General features: G+C 68.4%; 28 protein-coding genes and 1 tRNA gene. 15 read left to right on the top strand and 14 right to left on the bottom strand.

Features of this window, described 5'->3' with window-relative positions; translation table 11 throughout:
* The coding region (locus tag ACTVZP_RS18055; RefSeq protein ID WP_443213559.1) for a transposase at positions 1-191 on the bottom strand (191 nt) is incomplete at its 3' end.
* Between the two features lie 30 nt (positions 192-221).
* Between ACTVZP_RS18055 and ACTVZP_RS18050 the strand changes: the two genes are divergently transcribed.
* Positions 222-956, top strand: coding sequence for a hypothetical protein (locus ACTVZP_RS18050; RefSeq protein WP_443213558.1), 735 nt, complete (start codon positions 222-224; stop codon positions 954-956).
* A gap of 348 nt (positions 957-1304) precedes the next feature.
* Here ACTVZP_RS18050 and ACTVZP_RS18045 read toward each other — a convergent pair.
* Positions 1305-1381, bottom strand: a tRNA-Arg gene (locus tag ACTVZP_RS18045).
* Between the two features lie 41 nt (positions 1382-1422).
* Complete coding sequence (locus tag ACTVZP_RS18040) at positions 1423-1896, bottom strand: GNAT family N-acetyltransferase (RefSeq protein ID WP_443213557.1); 474 nt, start codon at positions 1894-1896, stop codon at positions 1423-1425.
* A 238-nt stretch (positions 1897-2134) separates the two neighbouring features.
* Here ACTVZP_RS18040 and ACTVZP_RS18035 point away from each other — a divergent pair, with 238 nt between their 5' ends.
* Positions 2135-2752: a class I SAM-dependent methyltransferase gene (locus tag ACTVZP_RS18035; protein ID WP_443213556.1), complete on the top strand. Its 618-nt coding sequence runs from the start codon at positions 2135-2137 to the stop codon at positions 2750-2752.
* A gap of 37 nt (positions 2753-2789) precedes the next feature.
* On the opposite strand, the gene ACTVZP_RS18030 is transcribed toward ACTVZP_RS18035, so the two are convergent.
* A complete protein-coding gene (locus tag ACTVZP_RS18030; RefSeq protein WP_443213555.1) occupies positions 2790-3101 on the bottom strand; it encodes an ETC complex I subunit in 312 nt (103 codons plus the stop codon).
* 255 nt (positions 3102-3356) lie between these two features.
* On the opposite strand from ACTVZP_RS18030, the gene uvrB reads away from it, so the two are divergent.
* On the top strand, positions 3357-5540 hold the full coding sequence (gene uvrB / locus ACTVZP_RS18025; protein ID WP_443213554.1) for an excinuclease ABC subunit UvrB: 2184 nt from the start codon (positions 3357-3359) through the stop codon (positions 5538-5540).
* Positions 5541-5654: 114 nt separating this feature from the next.
* Positions 5655-6380 (top strand): hypothetical protein, encoded by a 726-nt coding sequence (locus tag ACTVZP_RS18020; protein WP_443213553.1) that lies wholly within the window; start codon positions 5655-5657, stop codon positions 6378-6380.
* 9 nt (positions 6381-6389) lie between these two features.
* On the opposite strand, the gene ACTVZP_RS18015 is transcribed toward ACTVZP_RS18020, so the two are convergent.
* Together ACTVZP_RS18015 and ACTVZP_RS18010 are read right to left on the bottom strand one after the other, a co-directional pair.
* Positions 6390-6662, bottom strand: a complete 273-nt coding sequence (locus ACTVZP_RS18015) for a GlsB/YeaQ/YmgE family stress response membrane protein (RefSeq protein ID WP_443213552.1) — start codon at positions 6660-6662, stop codon at positions 6390-6392.
* Between the two features lie 127 nt (positions 6663-6789).
* Positions 6790-7107, bottom strand: a complete 318-nt coding sequence (locus ACTVZP_RS18010; protein ID WP_443213551.1) for an antibiotic biosynthesis monooxygenase family protein — start codon at positions 7105-7107, stop codon at positions 6790-6792.
* 409 nt (positions 7108-7516) lie between these two features.
* Here ACTVZP_RS18010 and ACTVZP_RS18005 point away from each other — a divergent pair, with 409 nt between their 5' ends.
* Complete coding sequence (locus tag ACTVZP_RS18005; RefSeq protein WP_443213550.1) at positions 7517-7708, top strand: hypothetical protein; 192 nt, start codon at positions 7517-7519, stop codon at positions 7706-7708.
* A gap of 279 nt (positions 7709-7987) precedes the next feature.
* On the top strand, positions 7988-8131 hold the full coding sequence (locus ACTVZP_RS18000; protein ID WP_443213549.1) for an entericidin A/B family lipoprotein: 144 nt from the start codon (positions 7988-7990) through the stop codon (positions 8129-8131).
* 40 nt (positions 8132-8171) lie between these two features.
* Here the strand turns inward: ACTVZP_RS18000 and lepA are convergent, their stop codons facing one another.
* Entirely contained in the window at positions 8172-9971 is a 1800-nt protein-coding gene (gene lepA / locus ACTVZP_RS17995; protein ID WP_443213548.1) for a translation elongation factor 4, read from the bottom strand.
* A gap of 161 nt (positions 9972-10132) precedes the next feature.
* On the opposite strand from lepA, the gene ACTVZP_RS17990 reads away from it, so the two are divergent.
* Together ACTVZP_RS17990 and ACTVZP_RS17985 are read left to right on the top strand one after the other, a co-directional pair.
* Positions 10133-11242 (top strand): calcium-binding protein, encoded by a 1110-nt coding sequence (locus tag ACTVZP_RS17990; RefSeq protein WP_443213547.1) that lies wholly within the window; start codon positions 10133-10135, stop codon positions 11240-11242.
* 105 nt (positions 11243-11347) lie between these two features.
* Positions 11348-11656 carry a hypothetical protein gene (locus tag ACTVZP_RS17985; protein WP_443213546.1) on the top strand — a complete coding sequence of 103 codons (309 nt, stop codon included), beginning with the start codon at positions 11348-11350 and terminating at the stop codon, positions 11654-11656.
* A gap of 49 nt (positions 11657-11705) precedes the next feature.
* Here ACTVZP_RS17985 and ACTVZP_RS17980 read toward each other — a convergent pair whose 3' ends face one another.
* The 4 genes from ACTVZP_RS17980 to meaB all read right to left on the bottom strand — a co-directional run bounded on the left by ACTVZP_RS17980 (position 11706) and on the right by meaB (position 14276).
* Complete coding sequence (locus tag ACTVZP_RS17980) at positions 11706-12188, bottom strand: copper chaperone PCu(A)C (protein ID WP_443213545.1); 483 nt, start codon at positions 12186-12188, stop codon at positions 11706-11708.
* Positions 12189-12220: 32 nt separating this feature from the next.
* Complete coding sequence (locus ACTVZP_RS17975; RefSeq protein WP_443213544.1) at positions 12221-12568, bottom strand: hypothetical protein; 348 nt, start codon at positions 12566-12568, stop codon at positions 12221-12223.
* 166 nt (positions 12569-12734) lie between these two features.
* Positions 12735-13025: a 50S ribosomal protein L28 gene (gene rpmB, locus ACTVZP_RS17970; protein WP_443213543.1), complete on the bottom strand. Its 291-nt coding sequence runs from the start codon at positions 13023-13025 to the stop codon at positions 12735-12737.
* Between the two features lie 279 nt (positions 13026-13304).
* Entirely contained in the window at positions 13305-14276 is a 972-nt protein-coding gene (meaB, locus tag ACTVZP_RS17965; protein WP_443213542.1) for a methylmalonyl Co-A mutase-associated GTPase MeaB, read from the bottom strand.
* Between the two features lie 134 nt (positions 14277-14410).
* Here meaB and ACTVZP_RS17960 point away from each other — a divergent pair, with 134 nt between their 5' ends.
* The 5 genes from ACTVZP_RS17960 to ACTVZP_RS17940 all read left to right on the top strand — a co-directional run bounded on the left by ACTVZP_RS17960 (position 14411) and on the right by ACTVZP_RS17940 (position 19094).
* Entirely contained in the window at positions 14411-15124 is a 714-nt protein-coding gene (locus ACTVZP_RS17960; protein ID WP_443213541.1) for a DUF3108 domain-containing protein, read from the top strand.
* 60 nt (positions 15125-15184) lie between these two features.
* Positions 15185-17611 (top strand): ATP-dependent helicase HrpB, encoded by a 2427-nt coding sequence (gene hrpB / locus ACTVZP_RS17955; RefSeq protein ID WP_443213540.1) that lies wholly within the window; start codon positions 15185-15187, stop codon positions 17609-17611.
* 134 nt (positions 17612-17745) lie between these two features.
* Complete coding sequence (locus ACTVZP_RS17950; protein WP_443213539.1) at positions 17746-18222, top strand: NUDIX domain-containing protein; 477 nt, start codon at positions 17746-17748, stop codon at positions 18220-18222.
* Positions 18219-18713, top strand: a complete 495-nt coding sequence (locus ACTVZP_RS17945; RefSeq protein ID WP_443213538.1) for a GreA/GreB family elongation factor — start codon at positions 18219-18221, stop codon at positions 18711-18713. Before ACTVZP_RS17950 ends, ACTVZP_RS17945 begins: the two co-directional genes overlap by 4 nt.
* Before the next feature lie 174 nt (positions 18714-18887).
* A complete protein-coding gene (locus tag ACTVZP_RS17940; RefSeq protein ID WP_443213537.1) occupies positions 18888-19094 on the top strand; it encodes a hypothetical protein in 207 nt (68 codons plus the stop codon).
* A gap of 246 nt (positions 19095-19340) precedes the next feature.
* Here the strand turns inward: ACTVZP_RS17940 and argF are convergent, their stop codons facing one another.
* Both argF and ACTVZP_RS17930 read right to left on the bottom strand, forming a co-directional pair.
* Positions 19341-20267: an ornithine carbamoyltransferase gene (gene argF, locus ACTVZP_RS17935; protein ID WP_443213536.1), complete on the bottom strand. Its 927-nt coding sequence runs from the start codon at positions 20265-20267 to the stop codon at positions 19341-19343.
* A gap of 112 nt (positions 20268-20379) precedes the next feature.
* The gene (locus ACTVZP_RS17930) at positions 20380-21561 is read right to left on the bottom strand and encodes an aspartate aminotransferase family protein (RefSeq protein ID WP_443213535.1); all 1182 of its coding nucleotides are present in this window, start codon (positions 21559-21561) and stop codon (positions 20380-20382) included.
* Between the two features lie 569 nt (positions 21562-22130).
* Here ACTVZP_RS17930 and ACTVZP_RS17925 point away from each other — a divergent pair.
* A complete protein-coding gene (locus ACTVZP_RS17925) occupies positions 22131-22754 on the top strand; it encodes a GcrA family cell cycle regulator (protein WP_443213534.1) in 624 nt (207 codons plus the stop codon).
* A 150-nt stretch (positions 22755-22904) separates the two neighbouring features.
* On the opposite strand, the gene ACTVZP_RS17920 is transcribed toward ACTVZP_RS17925, so the two are convergent.
* The gene (locus tag ACTVZP_RS17920) at positions 22905-24911 is read right to left on the bottom strand and encodes an AsmA family protein (RefSeq protein ID WP_443213533.1); all 2007 of its coding nucleotides are present in this window, start codon (positions 24909-24911) and stop codon (positions 22905-22907) included.
* 209 nt (positions 24912-25120) lie between these two features.
* Here ACTVZP_RS17920 and ACTVZP_RS17915 point away from each other — a divergent pair, with 209 nt between their 5' ends.
* Positions 25121-26986, top strand: a complete 1866-nt coding sequence (locus ACTVZP_RS17915) for a peptidyl-prolyl cis-trans isomerase (protein ID WP_443213532.1) — start codon at positions 25121-25123, stop codon at positions 26984-26986.
* Positions 26987-26988 lie beyond the last annotated feature (2 nt).

Raw genomic sequence — 26988 nt, 5'->3', positions numbered from 1 at the left:
TCCTTCATGGTCAGGCAGCTCTGAATGGCGCCATCGCCATAGGCAGGCTGTCGGCCGCGCTTGCCAATCGGCGCGGCTGCCCAGCTCATGGTCGGATCAAACCAGATCGTCAGCGAGCCGCGGCGCTTGAGCGCCTCGTTGCAGGCCGGCCAGTTCCGGGTCTTGCAGGTCGGGGGCGTCGGTCTGCTCATGTCCCCCAGCTACCACGCTGGATTCACGAGATGAATCCCGTCAGTCCATTTGTGCAACAGAACCGCATCGGCCCCGAAGTCATCGGACAGTTCCTGGTCGAGGCGGGCGCTCTCCCGGACCACGACGAACGGCCGCTCAGCCGCCGCGTGTTCGACGCGCAGAAGCATGCCGCCCTTCTCGCGGAAATCCCGACCCTCGTCGGACCCATCGCGATGCGCGAGGCGATCGGGGCGACCAAGCGCGAGCTCGTAGCCCTGGACAAGGAAGAGATTCTGGTGCCGCGCACCCGCGTCGCGAAGGTCAAGAACCCGTGGCGTGTCTCGGACGGTCTGGCACTCCTTGCCGATCTGCAGGCCGGCGCCGTCGACGTGGCCGAGGACGACGACGAATGGGAGACGCTGCTTCTGTCGCGGAAGCGCACAAGGATCAGATTGACCGAGCTGATTGAAGCCATCCATGCCCAGCGGCTTGCGGTAGGCCAGCAGGTCGGCATCTTCGGGTTTCACGGGATCGTGGTCCTCAAGCGCGACGTCGAACGACTGCAGCGATCGCGCGAACCGGGACCGCGCGCGGATGCATGTGCAAAGAAAATGGTGCCCGCTGCCGAATTCGGCCGATCCGTGGGCTTGCGCGACAACGGCCATTTCCTCGCCCTGATCGAAGCCGGGCACGTTCCGGCCGCCCGGGACATGAACCCCGAACGCACCGTCTGCAGCACTTTCTCGGCCCGGCCGAGATCTCCGCGTTCCACCAACGCTTCGTGACCCTGACGGCGCTTTCCGAGGAAACCGGGCAGCACAGGGCTACGATCCGGACCCGGCTGGCCGAATCCCGCGTCGAGAGGTTCTCTCCGGAAGGTGAGGATATCGGTCCGGTCTACCTCAGGTCCGAGGTTCTGTGGGCGTTGAGATGACGGCCAGTGGTGACAGCGTCAGCGTGCGGTGGCAGATCGACGGACCTTGGTGAAGCTCAGCCTTTTTGACGGTAATCAAGACTATTCAATATCTTACGATGCTTCGCCGCCGAGTTGCAAAAATGCTTGACAGGGGTGCGCACGAGAAACAGCCGTTTTGCGCACACTTATGCCCCCCTGACAACAAGCACAGGCGATCTGGCGGGCCCAGAAGGACTCGAACCCTCAGCCTGCCGATTAGAAGTCGGCTGCTCTATCCAGTTGAGCTATGGGCCCCCACCGTCCTTTTGCGCCAGCGCGCGGGGCCGTGCAAGGGGTCAGAGACTGCGGGTCATGAAGACGCTGTTCGGATCCTCGCAGTAGCCCTCGAAAGGCGCGCAGATGTCGAAGCCCGCGCGCTCGTAGAGCGACCGAGCCGCGGTGAAGGCGGGCTCCACCCCGGTCTCCAGGCTCATGCGGGTGAAACCGGCGGCACGGGCTTCGCGCAGGAGATGCTCGAGCAGCAGGGCCGCGAGGCCCGCACCGCGTGCTTCCGACAGGACATGCATCGACTTGATTTCGGCATGGGTCGCGTCGATTGCCTTGAAGGCTCCCATACCGACCAGCGCATTGCCGAGACGAAGCCCGAAGAACGAGACGCCGGGCGACGCCAGATCTCCCGGATCGAGCGCATGGACGCTCTCGGGAGGAGAGGTCTCGCGCATGAGCTTCAGGTGGCGATCGAAAAGCGGCTGGAACTCGGGCGACAGTGGATCGTCGCGCCGGATAATGGGTGTGGCGTGCAGCGGCATCTTGGGGCGCCGGCCTCCTTCTGGCTTCGCCGATCCATGGCACGAAACGCATGGGCCTCCAAGAGCGGCCCTGTGCTGCCGGGAGATCCCGTCGCTTGGCCCGGGTTGGGGACGGATACGTGCTCCCCAGCTCGGTCGAGGGGCGAACGGCAAGGGAACGAGGGAGAACGACGTCCTGTCGCAGCGCCGTTCCTGCGGTGAGGGTGCAGTCTGGCGACGAGGCACAGGGGAGATTGGCATGGAGAGCGAGGGACGCCGGTTCTGGGACAGGGTCGCCGACCGCTACGCGGCACGGCCCGTCCGGGACGAGGAGGCATACGAAGCCACGCTGGCCGATGTCAGGGCGCGGCTCAAGCCAACCGACCGGGTGCTCGAGATCGGTTGCGGAACGGGCACGACTGCCATCCGGTGCGGAGGCGCCGTGGCCGAGTGGACAGGCACGGACTTCTCGCCCGAGATGGTGAGGATCGCGCGCGGGCGTGAGGCGCCCGCGAGCGTCCGCTTCCGGCAGGCAGAAGCGTCGGCGGCCTTCGATGACGGACCTTTCGACGCGATCTGCGCCTTCCACATCCTCCATCTGGCGGAGGATCTGCCCGCCCTGCTCGCAGCCATCCACGACAACCTCAGGCCGGGCGGTCTGCTGATCAGCAAGACCTGGTGCTTCGGCGACATGGCGCTGAAGATGCGGATGCTTTTCCCGGTGCTTCGTGCTCTGGGCTTCTTCCCTCCGGCACGCAATCTTCACGTGGACGAGCTGCGAGCCGCCATCGCCGACGCTGGCCTGTCCGTGGATTGCGATCGCAGCTTCGGCAAAAGCACCCACGGCCGCTATATCGTCGCGCGCAGGCCCGGGTAAGCCGCCGCTGCATCCTGCAGATCGATCGCCGTCGCGGTCAGTGGGTCCAGGCGCCGCGACGATCCGTGGCGAAGTTCTCGCCATAGCCGCGAGGGCGCACATTCGCCTTCCGGGCCTTCGGCTCCGTCACTTCCACCTCGATGCGATGCGCCTTCGCATAGTCGAGGGCGGCCTCCCGGCTGTCGAAATGCAGCACGACCTGATTCTGCGTATCGGCCGAAGAGGTCCAGCCCATCAGCGGATCGATGTCGCGAGCCTCCCGGCTTTCGAATACGAGCACCCAGCCCCTCGCCTTGCCGGTGCCGGACTGCATGGCATTTCGGGCTGGCTGGTAGATACGCGCGCGCATGGAAAGCTCCCTCACAGATGCTCTGTTTATTGGCGGCTTTTCCGACGCAGATCAAGACCCGCAGACCGCATGGCAAGCGGCTGTCGGTCAATCACGGGAGGGGTGGGTGGGGGGTGTGGTGCAACCGACCGACAGCGTTCTGCTGCTTGCCCCCTGCTTCTACCCCGGAAGCCTTAACGGGCGGTAAAGAAGCGCCGTCGCTCTCTTGTTTGCGAACAAAAACGGATCAAATCTAAGCGGCCGAGGGGAATCATCATGCCGCACAACAACACGAACATGCCGATGCACCGTCCCGAGGTGCTGACCCGCCCCAAGCTCGAGGGCGGCCGGCGCTTCGATATGAAGACCCCGTTCCTGCCTGCCGGCGACCAGCCCACGGCCATCGCCGAACTGGCCTCGGGCGTGCGCTCGGGCGAGCAGAACCAGGTTCTGTTGGGGGCGACCGGCACCGGCAAGACCTTCACCATGGCCAAGATCATCGAGGAGACCCAGCGCCCGGCGATCATCCTCGCCCCGAACAAGACGCTGGCGGCGCAGCTTTACGGCGAATTCAAGGGCTTCTTCCCCGAGAATGCCGTCGAGTACTTCGTCTCCTACTACGACTACTACCAGCCCGAGGCCTACGTGCCGCGCTCGGACACCTATATCGAGAAGGAATCGCAGATCAACGAGCAGATCGACCGGATGCGCCACTCGGCCACTCGGGCCCTGCTCGAGCGTGACGACGTGATCATCGTGGCCTCGGTCTCGTGCATCTACGGCATCGGCTCGGTCGAAACCTACTCGGCGATGACGCAGGATCTCGTCGTGGGGCAAAGCTACGACCAGCGGCAGGTGATCGGGGAACTGGTGGCGCAGCAATACCGGCGCAACGACCAGGCCTTCCAGCGCGGCAGCTTTCGCGTCCGGGGCGATTCGCTCGAAGTCTGGCCCGCTCACCTCGAAGACCGCGCCTGGCGGTTCTCGTTCTTCGGCGAAGAACTGGAGAACATCGTCGAGTTCGACCCGCTGACCGGCGCCAGGACCGACAGCTTCAAGCAGATCCGCATCTACGCGAATTCGCACTACGTCACGCCGCGGCCGACGATGCAGCAGGCGGTGCAGGGCATCAAGCGAGAGCTGCGCCAACGGCTCGACCAGCTGGTGAACGAGGGCAAGCTGCTGGAGGCCCAGCGGCTGGAGCAGCGCACCAACTTCGATCTCGAGATGCTGGAGGCCACTGGCGTCTGCAACGGCATCGAGAACTATTCCCGCTATCTTACCGGGCGTGCGCCGGGCGAGCCGCCGCCGACGCTGTTCGAATTCATCCCCGACAATGCCATCGTCTTTGCCGATGAATCCCACGTTACCGTGCCCCAGATCGGTGGGATGTATCGCGGCGACTACCGGCGCAAGTTCACGCTGGCCGAGCATGGATTCCGGCTGCCCTCCTGCATGGACAACCGGCCGCTCAAGTTCGAGGAATGGGACGCGATGCGCCCGCAGTCGGTCTTCGTCTCTGCCACGCCGGCCGCGTGGGAGCTGGAACAGGCGGGCGGCGTCTTCGCCGAGCAGGTGATCCGGCCCACGGGGCTTCTCGATCCCGTGGTCGAGATCCGCCCCGTCGAGATGCAGGTGGACGACCTGCTGGACGAGATCCGCAGGGTCGCCGCCGCGGGCCTGCGCGTCCTCGTCACTGTGCTGACCAAACGCATGGCCGAGGATCTGACCGAGTATTTTCACGAACAGGGCATCCGCATCCGCTACATGCACTCGGACATCGACACGATCGAGCGGATCGAGATCCTGCGCGACCTTCGGCTTGGCGCCTTCGACGTGCTGGTGGGGATCAACCTCCTGCGCGAGGGGCTCGACATTCCGGAATGCGGACTGGTGGCGATCCTCGATGCGGACAAGGAGGGCTTCCTGCGCTCGGAAACCTCGCTGATCCAGACCATCGGTCGCGCGGCGCGGAACGCCGACGGGCGGGTCATCATGTACGCCGACCGCATAACCGGCAGCATGGAACGGGCGCTGCGCGAGACCGAGCGGCGGCGCGAGAAGCAGATGGCCTACAACGAGGCGCATTGTATCACGCCGCAGACCGTGCGGAAGAACGTCGAGGACGTGCTTGCCGGCCTCTGGCAGGGCGACACGGACATGAATCGAGTGACGGCGAAGGTCGAGAAGCCGATGGTCGGCGCAAACCTCGCGGCCCATCTCGACGCTCTGCGGACGGCGATGCGCAAGGCGGCCGAGAACCTCGAATTCGAGGAAGCGGCGCGGCTGCGGGACGAGATCAAGCGGCTCGAGGCGGTGGAGCTTGCCGTGGCCGACGACCCTCTGGCGCGCCAGACGGCGGTGGAGGAGGCATCGGAAGCTGCGGTGAAAAGCTCCGGGCGAAGCACGGCCGGCCGCGCGGGCCAGCGCGGCGGCAACAAGCGGCGCCGTGGCCGATGAGGCGCGGCTGCACGAAAGCAGAACGGTTCGCGACGGCATCTGCCTCGGATCACCTTCCTTAACTGGCCGTTAACCCTGTGGGGAGCAGGCTGCGCGGGTTCGGAGGGTCGATCCATGTGCAGCGCTCTCATGCGCCTTCTCGGGCTCGCGGCCCTGGCCGGAGCGGCACTTTGCGCCTCGCCTGCCGCCAGCGGTCCCTGGGCGCGCGAGGAGGGCAGCCTGTTCCTGACGATCTCGCACCAGCAGGATGCCGCGAGCGACAGCTGGACGGGCCTGTGGGCGGAATACGGATTCACCCCACGCATCACCCTCGGGCTCGATGGCGGCATGTCCGGCGGCGGCGACGGCAAGCTGATCCTCTGGGCGCAGAAGGCGTGGGAACGCGGGCCGCACCGGATCGCTGCATCCGCAGGGGTCGGAGCAAGCTTCATCGCCGGCAAGGCGTCGCCCCTCCTGCAGGTGGGCGGCGGATGGGGGCGCGGCGTGACGACCCGCTTCGGGCCCGGCTGGCTCGCTGCCGAGGCGCGGGCCATCATTGCCGCGCGAGACGTGACGTTCTCGCAGGAACTCAATGCTCAGACGGTTGCCACCTACACCTATCTCGTGCCCGAGACGAGCGGAAAGGCCGAACTGACGGTCGGACTCAAGCCCCGGGACCGGCTGATGCTGATCGGGCAACTGCAACTGGATTACGGCCGAGAGGCCGGGCTGGAGAGCCGGCTCGCGACGTCGCTGGTCTACGACCTTCGCGAGCCGGTCAAGCTCGAACTCGGCCTGATCCTTCCCGTGAGCGGACGCTCGGAACCTGCGCTGAAGCTCGGGATGTGGCTCGATTTCTGACCGCCAGGGTCAGTCCAGGATCAGCCTCGCGATCAGGAGCACGATGACCGCCCCGATCAGGGCTGCCACGATCATCGCGACCAGGCCCGAGGCGGCCAGCACCGTCACCCCCAGCGCGATCAGCAGGAAGGGCGCGGCGAGCGCGCCCGCAAGGCCGATCAGCATGTAGCGCCCGCGATGCCGCCCGCCCGAGACGTAGCTCGCGAGCCAGCCGGCGAGCAGCCCGACGAGGGCCAGCACCACGACTCCCACCACGCCGATGCCTTGGATGACGTCTTCCATGATCTTCTCCCCTGGTTGCCATCAGAACGCGGCAAGCGCCGGCCGGGTCCGTGGCAGCGGCAAGATCGGGCAGCACAGGCTCGGCCAGGCCGCGCCAGAAGTGCGCCGGAGGTCAGCCTCCGATGGCTCAGAATCCCGCCACCACCTCATACATCACCGGCTCGAAGCTCCGGCAGAGTTCGGCGAAGCGCCGTGTCCGCTCGCGCATCTCGGGCGCGCGCAACATGGCCTGGAAATCCTCCCGCCTTTCCCATTGGGAGTAGTTCGCGATCCGCGTCTGGGCATCGTTCACATGGATGCTTGCTGAGATGAAGCCGGGCTGGTGGCGGATGAAGCCGTCGACTGCGGACCGCAGTTCATCCAGCAAGTCTCCGCAGGTGCCCGGTGTCATCTCGAAGGTTGTGATCACCGTCTGGCCGGTGAAGGCCGGGTCAATCTTGGTCATGTCCAGTCTCCTCTCGTCAGAAGAAAGCCTATGCCTGCCCGGCACATGCCACAAGCGCCGCGAAGCGACGAGGGGTCGCAGGCCCAGCAACCTTCACTGCAGGCAACGCCAGCACCAGCCAGAGGCTTGCCCCCATACGCGAGGGCGCGCCAGACCGGCCGACCATCAGGACACCGGACATGGCCGCTGTCCCAATGCGCGTGGGTCCGCCGGGCCTTCCGGGCCCTGCCGCCATGCTCAACGCGGCTCGCACCCAGACACGAGGGCGCGCTGCTTCCGTCGCCGGCGTGCCTTGCGGTTCCGAGGCTCGCTCCATTGGTCGAACGCGTGCCCCTGCGGCCTTTCCTGTCACATCCCTGCGGCAACATCGCGCTACCGCTGTGAGGAGGCTCGCGATAGGCTCTCCTTCATGCAACTGATCGATCCGAACCACCCGTTCTTCCGCCCCGCCTGGCGCCGCTGGCTGACCGGCCTCCTGCCGATCGCCTGGTCCGGGGTCGAACTCTTCGCATTGGGCAACCCGATCTGGGCCGTCATCTTCCTGCTGCTCGGGATCTATGCCTTCTGGGTCCTGGTCATCAAGGGACCGGACGCCGCCTGATCCCCAGGCGCTGCCGCAAGGCAAGAGCAGGCGCGCAATCCAGCACGAAATGTCGGGCTCGGGCTGACGGCGGCCGCGGCCCTGCCGCGAGGTCGCGGCCGGCCACCAGCAGGGGCGCAGCGCCCAGTGCTGCAAGGATCGTCATGAAGAGGGCGAGGACGAACTGGGTCATGCGGCGAATAAGCCACATGTCGATTAACGAGGGATTAAGCGCGGATTAGATCGGGAACGCCGAGGCAGTTCCGCGCGTTCGTGGCCAAGCAACCACGGAGTTTCAGCATGAAAAAATCCCTTCTTCTCCTCCCCCTGCTCGCCCTCATGGGACTGTCCGCTTGCGAGACCGTCGAGGGTGCGGGCCAGGATCTCTCGGCTGCTGGCAGCGCCATCAGCGAGGAATCCCGCGAGACACAGGCGGGGATGTAAGGCGCGGGGGGCGCGGCGCCAGGCGGCGCCGCGCCCCGCTTCAGTTGTCCATCTTCAACGCATTGATGAAGGCCTGCTGCGGGATCTCGACCTTCCCGAACTGGCGCATCTTCTTCTTGCCGGCCTTCTGCTTGTCCAGAAGCTTGCGCTTCCGGGTGGCGTCGCCACCATAGCACTTTGCCGTCACGTCCTTGCGCATCGCCGAGATCGTCTCGCGTGCGATGACCCGCCCTCCGATCGCGGCCTGAATCGGGATCTTGAACATGTGCCGGGGGATCAGTTCCTTCAGCTTCTCGACCATCGCCCGGCCGCGCAGGTCGGCCCGGTCGCGGTGCACCATCATTGACAGTGCATCCACCGGCTCGTCGTTCACGAGGATCGACATCTTGACGAGGAAATCCTCGCGATAGCCGGTGATCTGGTAGTCGAAGCTGGCGTAGCCCTTGGTCACCGACTTCAGCCGGTCGTAGAAGTCGAAGACCACCTCGTTCAGCGGCAGGTCGTAGACCACCATGGCGCGCGCGCCGGCGTAGCTCAGATCCAGCTGGATGCCGCGCCGGTCCTGGCAGAGCTTCAGCACGTCGCCGAGATATTCGTCGGGCACCATGATCGTCGCCCGGATGCGCGGCTCCTCGATGTGGTCGACATAGGTCAGGTCCGGCATGTCGGTCGGGTTGTGCAGTTCCTGCACGGTCTCGTCCTTCATGTAGATCTGGTAGACCACCGAGGGCGCCGTCGTGATCAGGTCCAGATCGTATTCCCGCTCCAGCCGGTCGCGCACGACCTCGAGATGGAGGAGCCCCAGGAACCCGCAGCGGAAGCCGAAGCCCAGCGCCGCCGAGGTCTCCATCTCGTAGGTGAAGGAGGCGTCGTTCAGTGCCAGCTTCTCGATCGCCTCTCGCAGCGCCTCGAAATCGTTCGCGTCGACCGGGAAGAGGCCGCAGAACACCACCGGCTGGGCGGGCTTGAAGCCGGGCAACGGCGCCTCGCAGCCCTTCTTCTCGTGCGTGATCGTATCGCCCACGCGGGTGTCGCGCACCTGCTTGATCGAGGCGGTCAGTACGCCGATCTCGCCCGGTCCAAGTTCGGCGATGTCCACCATCTGCGGCTTGAGCACAGCGAGCCTGTCGATGCCGTAGACGGCACCCGTCTGCATCATCTTGACCCGGTCGCCCTTGCGGATCACGCCGTCCATCACGCGGATCATGACAACGACGCCGAGATAGGCGTCATACCAGCTGTCCACCAGCATCGCCTTGAGCGGCGCGTTCCGGTCGCCCTTCGGCGCCGGCAGGCGATGCACGATGGCTTCGAGCACTTCGGGGATGCCGAGCCCCGACTTTGCCGAGATGAGCACCGCATCCGACGCATCCAGACCGATCACGTCCTCGATCTGGGTCCTGACCCGGTCAGGCTCGGCCGCGGGCAGGTCGATCTTGTTCAGCACCGGAACGATCTCGTGCCCCGCGTCGAGCGCCTGATAGACGTTCGCCAGCGTCTGCGCCTCGACGCCCTGCGACGCATCCACCACCAGCAGCGAGCCCTCGACCGCGCGCATCGACCGGCTGACCTCGTAGGCGAAGTCGACATGGCCGGGGGTGTCGATCAGGTTCAGGATGTAGGTCCGGCCGTCCTTCGCCGGATATTCGATCCGGACCGTGTTGGCCTTGATGGTGATGCCCCGCTCGCGCTCGATCTCCATCGAGTCGAGGATCTGGGCCTTCATGTCGCGCTCGGCCACCGTCCCTGTCAGCTGGATCAGCCGGTCGGCGAGGGTGGATTTGCCGTGGTCGATATGGGCCACGATCGAAAAGTTGCGGATGAGGTCGAGCTGGGTCATGCGCGGCGTATATCCTGTCGCGCTTGCGCCGGGAAGAGGCCTGCGCACCCCCCATACGCGTTGACGACCCGTAGGAACAGCCCTATCGTGCCCCCATTGAAAACCCGTTCAACACCTTGATTACAGAGAACAATATGACCAGAAGAATTAACGGTACCTCGTTGGGTGACTACCTCCACACGAGCTCTGTCGAAAACCTGATAATTTTCGGCCGCGGCGGCAATGACACGATCCAGGGGTCGTCCGGCAACGACCGGGTGTTCGGCGGCGCCGGAAACGACATGATCTACGTCAGCTCCGGGCGCGACGACCTCTACGGAGGCGCGGGCAACGACACTTACATTGCTGACTACAACTCGGGCGGTTTTTCGGTTTCGATTCACGAGGATGCCGCAGGCGGAATCGACACCTTCATCATAAGGACCTCGCTCGTTTGGGGCGGAACGCCGGCCAACGTCGAGCGGGTGCTGATCGAGGCCGACGTGCTGCGTTTCGAAGGCAATGACGCCGGCAACGTCATCGACGCGTCGTCGCGCTACAATTCGATGACCATCTCGGGACATGGCGGAAACGACCGGATCCTCGGCACGTCGGATCATGACATCATCGACGGGGGAAGTGGCGCGGACACGATGGTGGGCGGCGCCGGATACGATACCTACTACGTCGACAGCCTGCGTGACGTCATCGTCGAAAGCGCCTCCAGCACGGATCTTGACTACGTCTACTCCACGGTGAGTTTCACCCTCAGCGCCGGCGTGGAGGAACTTGCGCTGATGGGCCGGGCGCGCAACGGGACCGGCAATGCCCGGGACAACTCGATTTACGGCAACGGTCAGGCGAACGTGCTCTCCGGACGGGATGGTGACGACCGTCTGAGCGGCGGCGCAGCGGCCGACACGATCGATGGCGGCGCCGGCGACGATGTGCTGGACGGCGGCACCGGACGGGACGTGCTCGTCGGCGGTTCGGGCGCGGATGTATTCGTGTTCCAGACCACCGGAAGCGGCACGAGCAGGTCAACGGCGGATGTCATCCGCGACTTTGGCGGCGCCGACGTGATCGACCTCACTTCGGCGGATGCCAACCTGCGACAGGCGGACACCCAGCAGTTCCGCTTCATCGGAGCCGACGACTTCGGCGGGCGGGCTGGAGAATTGCGCTACGAGGGCGGATATCTGATGGCCGATCGCAACGGCGACGGCGCGGCGGATTACTATATCTCGGTGCACGCATCCCTGGCTGACGTGCGGGACGGCCTGCTGTTGTGACGGGAACCCGCCGCGAATCGGTTTGATAAGATCCCCTCGTTTCGGCATATTGGCTGCATCAAATGCGGCGGGACCAACCTGCCGGAGCAGTGAACGAGGCAGATGATGAAGAAACCGGCTCTCGCGGCGGCCCTTGCCGTGCTCGTCCTTCCTTCCCTTGCCCTTGCCGGCGGCCCGATCGAGAGATCCTGCCTGCGGTCCGACCGGCAGGCCGCGAATCCCTCGGTCTGCAACTGCATCCAGCAGGTGGCGGACATCACCTTGCGGCCCGCGGACCAGAAGCGCGCGGCAAAGTTCTTCTCGAATCCTGACGAGGCGCAGGAAGTGCGCTTCTCGGGCCGCAACTCCGACACCGCCTTCTGGCAACGCTACAAGTCCTTCGGCGAAGCTGCCCAAACCTATTGCGGCGGCTGAGCCCGGCTGGGCGCACCTTGCCGGTGCGCCCCTCGGTCCATTCCTGCGATCAGTTTCCGTGGGTCATGCCGTGCATCGGCTGGCTTGCCATATCGGCGCGCTGCGAATCCACCGGCACGGTCACATCGATCGTCTTGCCGCTCTCGAAGGTGAGCGTGACCGCGATCTCGTCACCGTCGTTGAGCGGCTTCACCAGCCCCATGAGCATGACGTGATCGCCACCGCGCGCAAGGGCGTGGCTGCCATGGGCCGGCACCGGGAAGCCCTCCTTCACCTCGACCATCTTCACGACACCGTCGGCGCCCGCGAGATGGGTGTGAAGCTCGACCTTCTTCGCAGCCTCGGACGCGGCCGAGACGAGGCGGTCGTCGCTCGTACCGTGGTTCTCGATCGTCATGAAAATTCCGCCGGACTGCGCGGCAGGGCTAGCGACGCGGGCGTAGGGGTCTGAGATGGCGATGTGGCTGTCCGCAAATGCCGGGAGCGCGAAGGTGACGGCAACCGCGGCAAGAAGTCCCTGAAGGTGGGTCATGTGTCTCTCCTGTGAAACGAGAAGGCGTGTCTTCAGGCGACGGACGCAGGAGGATCGCGGGCGCGCGGAACGGGAGAGTCGGCCGCGACAAGGGGCACAGCGGGGGCCACGGGAAGGATGTCCCCGCGAAGAAGCGGAACGCCCGCGGGCTCCGGCGACGCGGGCAGCGTGCAGAGCCCCAGACCGGAGAGACAATCCGGGCAGGGATGAAGCGGCCCCGAGGGCCTGCCTTCGGAATCGAGCGTGATGGTCGTGACGCCGTATCCGGTGCAGATGACGATCTGCTGAGAGAGGGCCGCCCGCGCGCGCGCCTCTGCCACCGTCAGCGAAGCTGCGGCGAGAACCAGAGACAGGACGCAGGCCAGCAGAGCGCGCAACATGGGGGCGATCATATGACTTCGGCTGCCTGCCACAAGCGCGGCCGCGCCGGAAGCTTGTTCGGGCACAAGCTTCCGTCGCCCGCGATGGGGAACGGCGGCGAGACGCCCGACCAAAAACAGAAGCCCCGCCGGATGGCGGGGCCGTATGTCCTGAAGCTGAGCGGGATCAGGCCGCGGTGGCGCGGGCCTTCTCGATCTCTTTCTTGATGGCGCGGGCCTTCAGCGACAGCTCGTCGTCCTTCGCCTTGTCGAGGAAGGCGTCAAGCCCGCCACGATGGTCGACGGTCCGGAGCGCCGCGGCCGAGATACGCAGCTTGAAGGACTGGCCGAGGACGTCGGAGATCAGAGTGACGTCGTTCAGGTTCGGCAGGAAGCGCCGACGGCTCTTGTTGTTGGCGTGGCTGACCGTGTTGCCGGTCATCGGAGCCTTACCGCTAAGTTCGCAGACGCGCGACATGGTCGTGATCCTCGTGGTTGTGCATCGACTGCACGGGTTGTGCATGAAGGGCACCGCCAGAGGCAGCGCGCCGAATTCCATCGGGGCCGTTTAGGGGCAAAGCCGGGCGGCGTCAAGCGATTCAGGGCGCCGATCGGGCGAGCGGCACGACCTCTCGAAGCACATGAGGCAGGGCAGCCGTCCGCCGGCCGCGGTCGGGGCAGTCCGTGAGGCAACCGGGATGCAGCGGAGCACGAATCGAGGGCCTTGCGCCCCGTGCCCCACCGGCGGAGAGGAAGATCAGAGGCTCGCAAGGAGTTCCGCGGCGGCGACTTCGGGCGTGAGATCGCCGCGCGTGACCGCCTCGCCAAGCCGCGCCATCTCATCGCGGGCCGGGCCGGGCCGGGTCAGCACCGACAGCAGGCCCTGGCGCACCTCCTCCTCGAACCAGTGGCGTGACTGGTCCGCGCGCCGGCGTGCGTGGTGGCCCTGCGCTCGACGCCAGCCGACCAGCGCCTGCATCTCGGCCCAGGCATCCGCCAGTCCCTGCTCCTCGATGGCCGAGACGGGCATGGCCTTCGGGAACCCCTCGGGATCCTGCGGCCGGCGGCGCAGCAGGCGCAGCGCCCCGGCATAGTCGGACACGGTGCGCAGTGCCGCGGGCTTCAGATCGCCGTCGGCCTTGTTGACGAGAATGATGTCGGCCATCTCCATGATCCCGCGCTTCACCCCCTGCAGCTCGTCTCCGCCCGCCGGCGCAAGCAGGAGCAGGAAGAGGTCGCAGAGCTGCGCCACCATCGTCTCGGACTGACCCACGCCCACCGTTTCAACCAGGATCACGTCGAAACCCGCGGCCTCGCAGAGCGCGACGGCCTCGCGCGTGCGGCGCGCGACGCCTCCCAGGTGGCTCTGCGAGGGCGAGGGCCGGATGAAGGCCATCGGATCGCGCGAGAGCCGCTCCATCCGCGTCTTGTCGCCGAGGATCGAGCCGCCCGAGCGCGCGGAGGAGGGATCGACGGCAAGGACCGCCACGCGCAGCCCCTGCCCCGTGAGCAGGAGGCCGAAGCTCTCGATGAAGGTGGACTTGCCGACGCCCGGCGTGCCCGAAAGTCCGATCCGCAGAGCCTCGCGGCCGCTGCGCGCCAGCTCGGCCAGAAGCGCCAGCGCCTGCTCGCGATGATCGGGACGGCGGCTTTCGACAAGCGTGATGGCGCGGGCGAGCGCGCGTCGGTCGCCGCTGGCGATACGGGAGGCGAGGTCGGCTGTGTCCATCGGGCTCTCCGGCAGGGTAAGGCGCAGTCCTCGGGGCGGTGACGCGATTGTCAGGCCGAAAGGGGACTGCGGGGCTGTTTTGCCTTCTCTTCCCGCGATATGCCAGAGGTGAGGATGCGGCAGATGGGGGCTCCATGCGGTTTGGCGTCGGAATTGCGGCCCTGATGCTGGCGTTGGCTGCGCCGGCGACGGCACAGACGGACGAAGCGGTCTTCGACCTCGTGCTTCGCGGCCTGCGGGCCGGAACGCTCTCGTTCGAGGGGACCGAGCACGACGGACGCTACAGCGTGCGCGGGCGGCTGCAGAGCGGCGGGCTTCTGGGCCTCGTGCGGACGATGCGCTACGATGCCCGGTCGAGCGGCCGGATGGTGCGCGACCGTCCGCAGTCCATTGCCTACAGCGAAAGCGCTGACACCGGGCGCCGGCAGTCCGAGGTCATCCTGTCATGGGAGCGTGGCCAGCCACGGGTGGAGCGCTATTCTCCGGCACGCAAGCCCCGCTCCTACGACATCGATCCGGCAGCACAGCAGGGTACGGTCGATCCGCTCACCGCTCTCTACGCCGCGCTGCGCGACGTCGAGCCGGGCGAGGAGTGCCGTCTTTCGCTCGACATCTTCGACGGCCGGAGGCGCACGCGGGTGATGCTGGGCCAGCCGAAGCCCGTCGAGGGCGGGGTCGCCTGCGCAGGAGAGTTCCGCCGTGTCGCCGGCTATTCGCAGGAAGACATGGCCGAGAAGTCGCGCTTCCCCTTCTCGCTGGTCTACCGTCCGACCTCCGAGGGACGGATGCGCGTGGTCGAGGTGGCGACCGACACGATCTACGGTCGCGCGACGCTGCGGCGGCGTTAGGGCAGCACGGCCCGTCGCAACCCTCTGGTGCGCGGCCGCGGGCGCCGTCATAACGGCCGGATGATCGAAGCTCTTCCCATCGACGCGGCACTTCCGGGACTGATCGAGGCCCTGCGGGCGCGGCGCATGGCGGTGCTGCAGGCGCCCCCCGGTGCCGGGAAGACCACGCGCGTCCCGCTCGCGATCCTGCAGGCCGGTCTTGCCGAAGGGCGGATCGTCATGCTGGAACCACGTCGCCTCGCGGCCCGGGCCGCGGCCGAGCGGATGGCCGCGACGCTCGGCGAGCCCGTCGGCCGGACCGTCGGCTACCGGATCCGGGGCGAGGCACGGGTGGGCCGCGAGACGCGGATCGAGGTGGTGACCGAGGGCATCCTCACCCGGATGATCCAGGACGATCCAGGCCTCGAGGGTATCGGCGCGCTGGTCTTCGACGAGTTCCACGAGCGCAGTCTTAACGCCGATCTCGGCCTCGCCCTCGCGCTCGAGGTTCGCGGGGCGCTGCGCGAGGATCTGCTGCTCGTCGCCATGTCCGCCACGCTCGACGCAGGCCCCGTGGCCGCCTTGATGGGCGAGGCTCCGATCGTGACTTCCGAGGGCCGGGCCTTCCCGGTCGAAACGCGCTGGCTGCCCCGGCCCCTTCCGCCGGGCACGCGCCTCGAGCCAGAGGTGGCCAGCCTCGTGCGGCAGGCGGTGGCCGAGACGGAGGGCGACATCCTCGTGTTCCTGCCCGGCGAGGGCGAGATCCGCCGCGTTCAGACCCTCCTCAACGCGACCGGCTGCCTCGTCGCGCCGCTCTTCGGGGCGCTGGATTTCGCGGCGCAACGCGCGGCGCTGGAGGAGGGTCGCGAACGGCGCATCGTGCTTGCGACCTCGATCGCCGAAACCTCGCTCACCATCCCCGGCGTGCGGGTGGTGGTGGATGCCGGGCGCGCGCGGCGGGCCCGGTTCGATCCGAACTCGGGCATGTCGCGACTGGTGACCGAGCGGGTGACGCGGGCCGAGGCCGACCAGAGGCGCGGCCGCGCGGGACGGGTCGCCCGGGGCATCTGCTACCGGATGTGGACCCGCGGCGAGGAAGGGGCGCTGGCGGCCTTCCCGCCCGCCGAGATCGAGGCCGCCGACCTGACCGGGCTCGCGCTCGAACTCGCGCTCTGGGGCAGCGCCGAGCTGCCCTTCCTCACGCCGCCTCATCCGGGCGTGCTGGCCGAGGCGCGCGCGCTGCTGGAAGGGCTGGGCGCGCTGGAGGACGGCCGGATTACCGCGCACGGCCGACGGCTCGCGCGGCTGCCGCTCCATCCCCGGCTCGGGCACATGCTGACCGTGGCGGGGCCCTCCGCCGCGCCGCTGGCTGCGTTGATGGCGGATCGCGATCCGGTGAGGGGCCCGCCCGACCTGGCGCTGCGCCTCGCGGCGCTGGCCGACCCGAAGCGATTTTCGGACGAGCATCCGCACGAGGTGAACCGGGTGGCCCTCGCCCGCATCCGCGAGGAGGCCCGGCGGCTCGCACGCGCCGTCTCGACGCAGGAAGCCGGGCTCTCTGTCGGGCAGATGGCGGCGCTGGCCTATCCCGACCGCGTCGGGCTCCGCCGCAAGGGCGAGGCGCCGCGCTGGGTCCTCTCCGGTGGCAAGGGCGCGGTCATGGAGCCGGGCCAGCCGCTCTCGGGCGCGCGGCTGATCGTGGCGACCGACCTCGACGGCGACACGCGCGAGGCGAAGGTGCGGCAGGCGGCGCCGCTCGTCGAATCCGAGCTTCGCGACCTCTTCGCGCCGCAGATCCGCTGGCGCGAGGTCTGCGACTGGTCGCGCCGCGAGGGCCGCGTTCTGGCGCGCAGGCAGGAGACCTTCGGCGCGCTCGTGCTCGACGACCGGATCTGGCCGGACGTTCCGGCCGAAGCCGTGGCACGGGCCGCGGTCGAGGGGCTGCGCCAGATCGGCCTGCCCTGGAGCGAGCCTGCCCGCAGGCTCCGGGCCCGTATCGCGCTCCTCCGGGCCGAGGGTGCCGATCTGCCCGATGTCTCCGACGAGGCGCTGCTGGCGGATCCCGACTGGCTCCTGCCCTTCCTCGGCACCCGCCGGACCGAGGCCGACCTGCGCGCCCTCGACCTGACCGAGCCGCTGCGCGCCCTCCTCGGCTGGGACGGGGTGCAGCTTCTCGACCGGCTGGCGCCTCCGCATTACGAGACGCCGCTCGGCCGTCGGGTGCCGATCGACTACGAGGGCGAGGCGCCGGGAATCGAGATCCGCCTGCAGGAACTCTTTGGGGTTACGGTCCATCCCACCGTGGGGCCGCGGCGCCTGCCGCTCCGGATCACGCTGCTCTCGCCGGGCCAGCGGCCGGTGCAGGTGACGATGGACCTGCCGGGCTTCTGGGCGACCTCCTATGCCGACGTGCGCCGCGACATGCGTGGCCGCTACCCGCGTCACCCCTGGCCCGAGGATCCGACGGTGGCCGAGCCGACAGTGCGGGCCAAGCCGCGCGGAACCTGAGGCACCAGCGCCACGCCGGGGGACAGCCTTGGCGGGCGGCGGCACTCCGTCCGCGGCAGCGCCGGCTGCGGGGGCTCGATGCCCCCGCAGCCGGCACCCCCCGTCGCTCCCGCCGGACGGGCGAAGGCGCCGCCATGGACAAAGCGCCCGCGGCCTGCGAGGCTCGCCTCATGAAGGTCCCTCGCCTCGCCGTCCGCGCCCTGATCCTGCACGAGGACCGGCTCCTCCTCGTCAACGCATGGCCCGGCGGGATATCGGATCTCTGGTGCGCGCCCGGCGGGGGCGTCGAAGCCGGCGCCTCGTTGCCCGACAACCTCGTCCGCGAGGTCGCAGAGGAGACGGGGCTTGCCGTAGCGGTGGGCGATCCCTGCCTCGTCAACGAGTTCCACGACCCGGACACCGGCTTCCATCAGGTCGACGTCTATTTCCGCTGCCGGATCACCGCGGGCCTCCTCTCGACCGAGTGGCTCGACCCGGCCGGCGTCGTGACCGAGCGGCGCTTCTTCACCCGCGCGGAAATCGCGCGCATCCGCCACAAGCCCGACAGCCTCGCCGCAACCGCCTGGGGCGCGGGCATCCTCTACGATCCGCTGGAGGTGATCGTCCGATGAGCCGCGCCTTCGTGAAGGAGGACGGTCCCGACAATGCCCCGCTCCCCGACCTGCCGATCAGCCGGCATCCCAATCTGGTCACGCCGCGCGGCCTTGCCGATCTCAAGGAGCGGCTGCGCGCAACCCAGGCCCGCCTTCAGGATCTCCGGGCGCGGCCCGACCGGCTGGACCGGCTGCCCGAGGCCGCGGCCGAACGCGACATCCGCTATCTGGAGGCACGGATCGCTTCGGCCATCCCGGTCGATCCCGCGGACCAGCCGCTCGACGAGGTTGCCTTCGGCCTCTGCGTGACCGTCCAGGACGAGGACGGCCGCGAGACGGTCTGGGAGATCACCGGCGAGGACGAGGCTTCGGCAGCCCGCCATCGCATCGCGCCGCACTCTCCGCTCGCCGTGGCGCTCCTGGGCGCGCGGATCGGCGAAAAGGTGATCTGGACCCGGCCGGCTGGCGAAGTCACGCTGGCGGTGATCGGAATCGCGCGGCCTCTGTGATGCTCGATTTTTCTCTCTGCGAAACTTTTTGGCGATTGCCGCCGTTTCTGCACATCATCCGCCGGAATATGGTTTCAGCCCCTCGCACGGCACTGCGCGTGAATGGTCAGGCAAGGTTTTCGCTGTATCAGCGGTGTTCAGGGAGGACCTCGCCAACCCAGTGAAGAGGTCGACATGATCGAACTTGCCTTTGTAGCGTGCCTCAGTGACGCTCCCTCTGCCTGCGAAAAGCGCAGCCTCTACTACGCCGATGGCCTGAGCCCCGTGGCCTGCGTCATGCGCGCCCAGCCCGAGCTGGCGAAATGGGTTTTCGACCATCCGAAATACCAGGTGGCAAGCTGGAGCTGCCGGTTCCGGCCGGCGAGCGAGCAGGATGCCTGACGCGCGCCGCAGGATGTAGCCGGACGGCAACGTCGCACGGCCGGCCCGTTGGGAGCCGACGGACACAGCAGAGTGTCACGGCGCGAAAACGGCCCCGGTGCCGTCTTCCTGCGAACGTCCTGCGCATCTGTCACGACGCGGGCCGACTCCGGTGGCTCACCCTGAAGCCGATTTCGGGCGCCGCGCATGTCTCGGACCGCATCGGCCTGCCCCGCAGGCTGCGGGCCGGTCGATCCACGCCGGTCGTCAGACTCCGAGGCACCAGCGCATGATGGCCTTCTGCGCGTGCAGCCGGTTCTCGGCCTCGTCGAAGATCACCGAGTGAGGTCCGTCCATGACCGCGCTCGTCGCCTCGTCGTCGCGATGGGCCGGCAGGCAGTGCATGAAGAGGGCATCCGGCCGCGCCTGCGCCATCAGCGCCTCGTTCACCTGATACGGGCGCAACTGGTTGTGCCGCCGCTCGCGGGCGGATTGCGGATCGTGCATCGAGACCCAGGTGTCGGTCACGATGAGATCGGCCCCCTCCACCGCCCGCATCGGATCGCGCTCGATCGAGATGCGCCGGCCCCGCTCGCGCGCAAAGCCCACGAACTCGGGCTCGGGGTCGAGCGTGGGCGGGCCGGTGAAGGTGAAGTCGAAGCCGAACTGGCCCGCCGCATGCAGGAACGACGCGCAGACGTTGTTGCCGTCTCCTGCCCAGACCACCTTGCGCCCCGCGATCGGGCCGCGATGCTCCTCGTAGGTCATCACGTCGGCCATGATCTGGCAGGGATGGGTGCGGTTCGTCAGCCCGTTGATGACCGGCACGGTCGCATGCTCGGCCATCTCGAGCAGCGTCGCCTCCTCGAAGGTCCGGATCATGATGAGATCGACATAGCGCGAGAGGACGCGGGCCGTGTCGGCGATTGTCTCTCCATGGCCGAGCTGCATCTCCTTCCCCGAGAGCACCATCGTCTGCCCGCCCATCTGGCGCACGCCCACGTCGAAGGAGACGCGCGTGCGGGTCGAAGGCTTCTCGAAGATCAGCGCCACCATGCGGCCCGCGAGAGGCTGATCGTCGTCGAGCTGGCCCTTCGGGCGGCCGTTGCGCGCCGCCTTCATGGCATGCGCGTTATCCATCATCTGCCGAAGCTCGGCGGTGTCGGTCTTGTGAATGTCGAGGAAGTGGTTCACGGAAAAGGCTTTCTGTATCGGGAGCGTGCTCGTGGCAGCGCCGCCCGCGGATGGTCATGCGTGATCGGTGCGAAGACGCCCTCGTCGGCGGGGGCGGCCGTGGCGGCAGGCCTCAGGCCGCATCGGCTTCCAGCGCGCCTGCCGCACGGTCGAGCCGTGCCACGGCCTCGGCTATGTCCTCGTCGGGGATGTTGAGCGCCGGCAGCAGCCGCACGACGTTGTCCGCCGCGGGCACGGTCAGCAGATGCTGGGCATAGGCCGACTTCACGAGGTCCGCGTTCAGGGCCCGGCACTTGAGGCCGAGCATCAGGCCCGCTCCGCGGACCTCCTCGAACACCTCCGGATGCGCTGCGACCAGCCCCTCGAGCTTCTGGCGGAAGAGCGCGGCCTTGCGGTTCACCTCGGCGAGGAAGGCCGCGTCTGCCACGATCTCCATCACCTTGGCCCCCACTGCGCAGCCCAGGGGATTGCCGCCGTAGGTCGAGCCGTGGGTGCCTGCGGTCATGGCCGCGGCGGCGGCTTCCTTCGCCAGCACCGCGCCCAGCGGAAAGCCGCCGCCGATGCCCTTGGCCACCATCATGATGTCGGGCTCGATCCCGGCCCATTCATGGGCGAAGAGCCTGCCCGTCCGGCCCATGCCGCATTGCACCTCGTCGAAGACCAGCAGCGCGCCGACGGAGTCGCAGGCGTCGCGCAGGCCCTTCAGGCAGACGTCGGGCAGGACGCGGATGCCGCCCTCGCCCTGCACAGGTTCGATCATCACGGCCGCCGTCTTCTCCGAGATGGCGGCGCGCAGCGCGTCGTGATCGCCGAAGGGCAACTGCCGGAAGCCCGGCATCAGCGCACCGTAGCCCTTCGTCATCTTCTCCGAGCCCGCCGCCGCGATGGCGCCGGTCGAACGGCCGTGGAAGGCGCCCTCGAAGCAGAGGATCTCGATCCGGTCGGGCTGCCCCCTCTCGGACCAGTACTTGCGCACCATCTTGATCGCGAGTTCCGCGGCCTCGGTCCCCGAATTGGTGAAGAAGACCGTATCGGCGAAGGTCGCCTCGACCAGCTTCGCGGCCAGCCGCTCCTGTTCGGGGATGCGGTAGAGGTTCGAGACGTGCCAGAGCTTCGCAGCCTGCGCCGAGATCACCTCGACAAGCGCCGGATGGGCATGGCCCAGAGCGTTGACCGCGATGCCCGCGCCGAGGTCGAGATATCGGCTTCCATCTTCGGCGGTAAGCCAGCAACCCTGGCCCGACACGAAGGCGAGCGGCGCACGGTTGTAGGTCGGAAGGACAGCGGGGATCATCGGCAGGGTCCTCGGAAAGCCAAAGGGGTGCCAGAGGCGGCGCCCCAAGTCAACGTGATGTGTCAGGCAGGAATGACAGGCGGAAGGGGCCTGCGCGCGCGCAGGCACGGACGGACGCTCAGAAGCGTCGGCGTCGGACGGAAAGGATGCGGATCCGGCTGGTCATGCCTGTGCCCATATCGCCGCAGAGGACGGCTGTCCACAGATATTTCCGGCACGACGGGGCGGCCGCGCGCGGAAATCCGGGCGCCCTTGGCGCGCAGTCGGTCTGCCGACGCGATCCTCAACGATGACGCCTGCTGCAGGGCCGGCCATGGCGCCAAGAGTCCGATCCGCACGCTTCTCCCTCCTCGCGGCATGTGGCGAGATATCGTGCCCTCCCTGTCGCCGCTCGGGCGTCTGACCCTCGGCGGAGTGAAGAGTCGCCGCCCCGGCGCTCGGGGACGCGGCACGGGAGCGGCTTGAAACACGGCCGGGGCGGGTGTAAATCTCGCCCCTCCTCCCCCGGAAGCGGGGACGGCGGAAGCCCGGCGCCCGGCGCCGGGTCCACCCTCAAGCGGAGTTGCGGCATGTCCTGGACCGACGAGCGCGTCGAGACCCTCAAGCGAATGTGGACCGAGGGCCAGAGTGCCAGCCAGATCGCGAAGGAACTCGGAGGCGTGACGCGCAATGCGGTGATCGGCAAGGTGCACCGTCTGGGCCTGTCGAACCGGGTGGGCGGCAATGGTGGTCGCGACGAGGCCGAGGAGGAGGTGTCGCCGGCGGCGCCCACGCCCGCAGCCGGACCGGCACCGACGGCCCCCCGCGCCGAGCCCGCGCGCACGGCCGAGCAGCCCCGCGCCGCCGATCCGCGTCCCGCACCCGAGCGCCCCGCCCCGGCGCCTTCCGCGCCGCCGGCGCCGGTGCCGCTCAGGAAGCCCGTGGTGGCGGCGGGCCAGCCGCTTCCGCCGCAGCCGTCGGCGAACGAGATCAGCCCCGAGGCGCTGGCTTCGGTGCGCGAGGTCGAGAAGCGGGCGCGCCGCCTCACGCTGATGGAACTGACCGAGCGGACCTGCAAATGGCCGATCGGCGATCCGGCGACCGAGGACTTCTGGTTCTGCGGCCTGCCCTCCTCGCCCGGCAAGCCCTATTGCGAGGCCCATGTCGGCGTCGCGTTCCAGCCGATGAGCGCCCGCCGCGACCGTCGCCGCTGACGGCGCGCCCTTCTGGCCGCGATGCGGGCTGGCTCTTGTGCCGCGACGCGGGCCAAGCTTCAGCCTGCGGCCGGTGCGCCTGACGGCGTTCGGGAACGTCCCCGCCCTCGGCGGGACGCCGGACCGCGGGGCACCGGCTTCGGCAGCGTGTCAGTTACCGCCGAGAAACCGGTTCAAGGCCCGCCCCGCCTCGTTCCTGAGCGCGTCGCGGGCGCGGCGCTTGGCGGCATCCTCGAGGCTCTCGCCCTCTTCAGGCACGACCCCGAGCCGCTCGGCCGCTTCTTCCTGCAGCCGTTCCTTCACCTGCCGCTCGACCGGCTGGCGCACCAGCGCCTCAAGGTCGAGCCGGTAGCGCGGCTTTGCCCAAGGGCCGGTGACGAGGACCGGCACGCTGACGCCCCCCGTGCCGTCCTCGCGCGGCAGGAGGGTCGGCACCAGTCGGTAATCGAGGGTCCGCTCGCCCACCCCTACCCGGCCCGCCCCCGTCGCCCGCATCAGCGGCGCCTCGAGCGTCAGGTCCTCGTTGCGCAGCACCCCTTTCTCGATCGAGAAGCCTGCCTCGATCCGGTCGAAGATCGTCTTCGTGCCCTCTCCGACCGAGCCCGCGTCGAGCGTCCGCACCATCCGCGCCAGATCCAGTCCCCGAAGCTCTCCCTTGCCGAAGCTGACCGACCCCGTGCCCGAGAGGCTCCGCATCAGCGCCTCCTGGTGCGGCCCCGAGGCCAGCAGCTTCAGCCCGAGGTCGCCGCGGGTTACCAGCCGGTCGAACCCGGCAAGATCCGCGAACAGCGGCCCGGTTTCGAGCCCCGAGATCGTGAGGTCGGCCCCGACGGACAGTCCCTGCCGGCCATTGACTACCACCTCGCCTACGAGGCTGCCGCCATAGGCTGCCGCCTCGCGCAGGTCGGCCACCAACCGGGACCGGTCGATCGTCACGATCGCCTTCGTCGCGCCGAGCTTCAGCTTTCCGAGATCGATGCTGGCCGCTGACAGGCCGAGGCGCAGGTCGAGCGCGGAAAGCGCCGTCGTGTCGATGGGCTCTCGCGACCAGCCCTCGGTGCCGGTGCCTCCGCCGCCGTCGCCCGAACCCGTCTGCGCAAGGCCCCCGAGATCCAGCTCCTCGGCCCGGACATTCGCCTCGAGGCTCGGGCGTTCGCCGTCCAGCTGAAGGTCCGCATCGACCGCCATACGATTGCCATCCGCCGTCACCTGTCCCTCGCGCAGGTGCAGCGTGCCGGCCTCGGCCAGCGTCAGCAGCCCCGACACGTCGAGTTGCCGGCGCCCGAGACCCTCCGGCGGTTCGGGGCGGGGCTGGCCGAAGAGCGCCGCCAGATCGCCGAGATCCCCGAGCCTGGCGGCGATCCGCCCCTCGGCCATGAGAGGGGCGCTGCCGGCCTGTCCGTCGAAGGTGATCAGCGCGGCACCCGTCTCGAGCGAGAGGCGGAGCGGCGCGACGCGGCCCGCAAAGGCCCTTCCCGCCTCCTGAAGCCGTCCCGTGACGGCGAAGCTCCGGTCGTTGGCGCGCCCCGAAAGGGTCAGATCGGCCGGACCGCCCGCCTCCGGCAGGCCGACTTGCGCCTCGAGTGCCACGATTTCCGCCCGCGTCCCCGCGACACGATCGATCCAGAGGACGCGACCGTCCTTCACGATCCCCTCGTCGAGCGAAAAGCGCGGGAAGCCGGCCTCTGCCGCGGCCCCCGATGTCCCCTCGGCCTCCGGCCCCGCCTCGGCTCCCGGAGTCGCCTCCGCGCCGGGTGACCCCGACGCGGCCCCTGTCGAGAGATCCCAGTTCGACCGGCCCTCGCCATCGCGTTCGAGCCGGATCACCGGCTGTTCGAGAGCGATGCGGCTGATCCGCCAAGTGCCCTGCATCAGGGCGAGCGTGTCGAGACCGATCTCGAGCGACCGCGCTTCGAGCAGCGGCCCCTCATCGGACCAGTCCGCATTCGCGACCGTGACCGGACCCGTGCGCACGCCGAGCCGGGGCCAGACGGAGGGCCGGACATCGCCCGAGATCGTCATCGCCCGGCCGGTCGAGGCCTCGAACTGCCGCGCGGCCAGCTCGGCCAGCCGCTCGCGCGGGACCATGACGAGCGCCACAAGGAACAGGGCCACGAGCCCTAGGAACACTGCCGCCAGTCGGATCAGCCAGCGCATCGACACCTCCGATCTTTTGCAGGCGAGCCTAGCCGTCGCCCCCGGCCGCAGCAAGCATCGCGCCCGACCCCTCGGCGCCGCCCGGCGCACGCGCGGTCAGGATCGCGTGAGGCGCCGCCTGCGCCCCCGCGCCTTGCGGCCCTCTGCACCTTGCCCCGGCGGCGACGAGGCCCTAGACAGTCGCAACCGCCCAAACCGGATGACCTGCCATGTCGAGACTGACGTCGATCGAGCACCACAAGCCGAAGAAGAAGGGCACGCAGATCGTGTTCTGGGGTCTCGTCGGCCTGATGGCCGTGGGCCTCGGCGGCTTCGGTGTGACGAACTTCGGCGGCGGCCTCAGCACGATCGGCAGCGTCGGTGACCGCGACATCACCACCGGCGCCTATGCCCGCGCGCTCCAGCAGGAGATGCGGGCGCTCGGGGCGCAGATCGACCAGCAGGTCACGATGGAGATGGCGCGGGCCTTCGGGCTCGACCAGCAGGTCCGGCGCCGCCTGGTGACCGAGGCCGCGCTGGCCAACGAAGGGGACAGGATCGGCCTGTCGGTCGGCGACGAACGCGTGGCGCGCGAGATCACCGGCACCGACGCCTTCCACGGCCCCTCCGGACAGTTCGACCGCGAGACCTATCGCCTCGTGCTGCGCCAGAACAACCTCAGCGAGGGCGAGTTCGAGAACGGCCTGCGCGAGGACATGTCCCGGTCGCTGCTGCAGGGAGCGGTCGGCGGCGGCTTCACCGCGCCCGCCGCCATGGTGGACGCGCTGCACGCCTACATCGCCGAGCGGAGGAGCTTCAGCCTCCTGCGGGTCACCGAGGCGAACCTTGCCCAGCCCCTGCCCGCGCCGACCGAAGAAGAGCTGAAGGCCTGGTACGACGCCCATCCGGCCGATTTCACCGCGCCCGAGACCAAGCGGATCACCTATGCAGCGCTCCTGCCGCAGGATGTCGCCGGGACGCTTCCCGCCGACGAGGATGCGCTGCGCCGGCTCTATGACGAGCGCCGGTCGGAGTTCGTCCAGCCCGAGCGGCGGCTGGTCGAGCGGCTGGTGTTCCCGACGGCCGAGGCCGCAGCCGACGCGAAAAGGAGCATCGACGAGGGTGCGTCCTTCGAGTCGATCGTCGCGGAACGCGGGCTGGAACTTGCCGACATCGACCTGGGCGACGCCACGCGCGAGCAGCTGGGCTCTGCGGCCGATGCGGTCTTTGCCCTCACCGAGCCCGGCATCACCGGGCCGGTCGAGACCGATCTCGGCCCAGCCCTCTTCCGGGTGAACGGGGTGATCGCGGCGCAGGAGACGCCCTTCGAGGACGTGCGCGACGACCTCCTGACCGAGTTTCAGCAGGACGCCGCGGGGCGTGCCATCACCAGCCGCCGCGAGCAGATCGACGACCTGCTCGCCGCCGGTGCGACGCTGGAGGATCTGGCTTCCGAGGCGGGCATGAAGATCGCGACCGTCGACTACGCCCCCGGGCTCGACGTCGAGATCGCAGGCTACGAGGCCTTCCGGACCGCCGCCGACAGCCTGCAGAAGGACGATTTCCCCGAGACGATCCAGCTGAACGACGGCGGCCTTCTGGCCATGCGTCTCGACGAGGTCGTGCCGCCGCAGCTCAAGCCCTTCGACGAGGTGCGCGAGCAGGTCGCCGAGGCTGTCCGCGCCGATGCGATGGCCAAGGCGCTGACCGCCCGAGCCGAGGAAATCGCGAAAGCCGCCGGTGAGGGCACCGACCTCGGCAGCTTCGGCCCGGTCGAGAACCTTGGACCGATGACGCGCGATGGCTTCGTCGAGGGCGTGCCGCCCACGCTCGTCCAGACCGCCTTCGAGATGGAGCCCGATGCCTTGCGGTCCGTCGCGGGCGATGCCTTCGCGGGCGTCCTGCGGCTCGACAGCATCGAGCCGGCGGCGACAGACGACGACGCCGCGAAGGCGCTGAAGGCCTCTCTCTCGGCGCAGATCGAACAGGCGCTGTCGCAGGATGCGCTCGCCCTCTATTCCAACAGCCTGATGCAGGAGGCCGGCATCACGCTCAACGATGCCGCGATCTCTGCGGTTCAGGCGCAGTTCCAGTAAGC

The organism is Rhodobacter sp. NSM (assembly GCF_052244495.1).
In the GTDB taxonomy this organism is placed as follows: Bacteria; Pseudomonadota; Alphaproteobacteria; order Rhodobacterales; family Rhodobacteraceae; genus Cereibacter_A.
The sequence above is the reverse complement of the archived record's forward strand: the minus strand, read 5'-3'. Positions and strand labels throughout refer to the sequence as shown.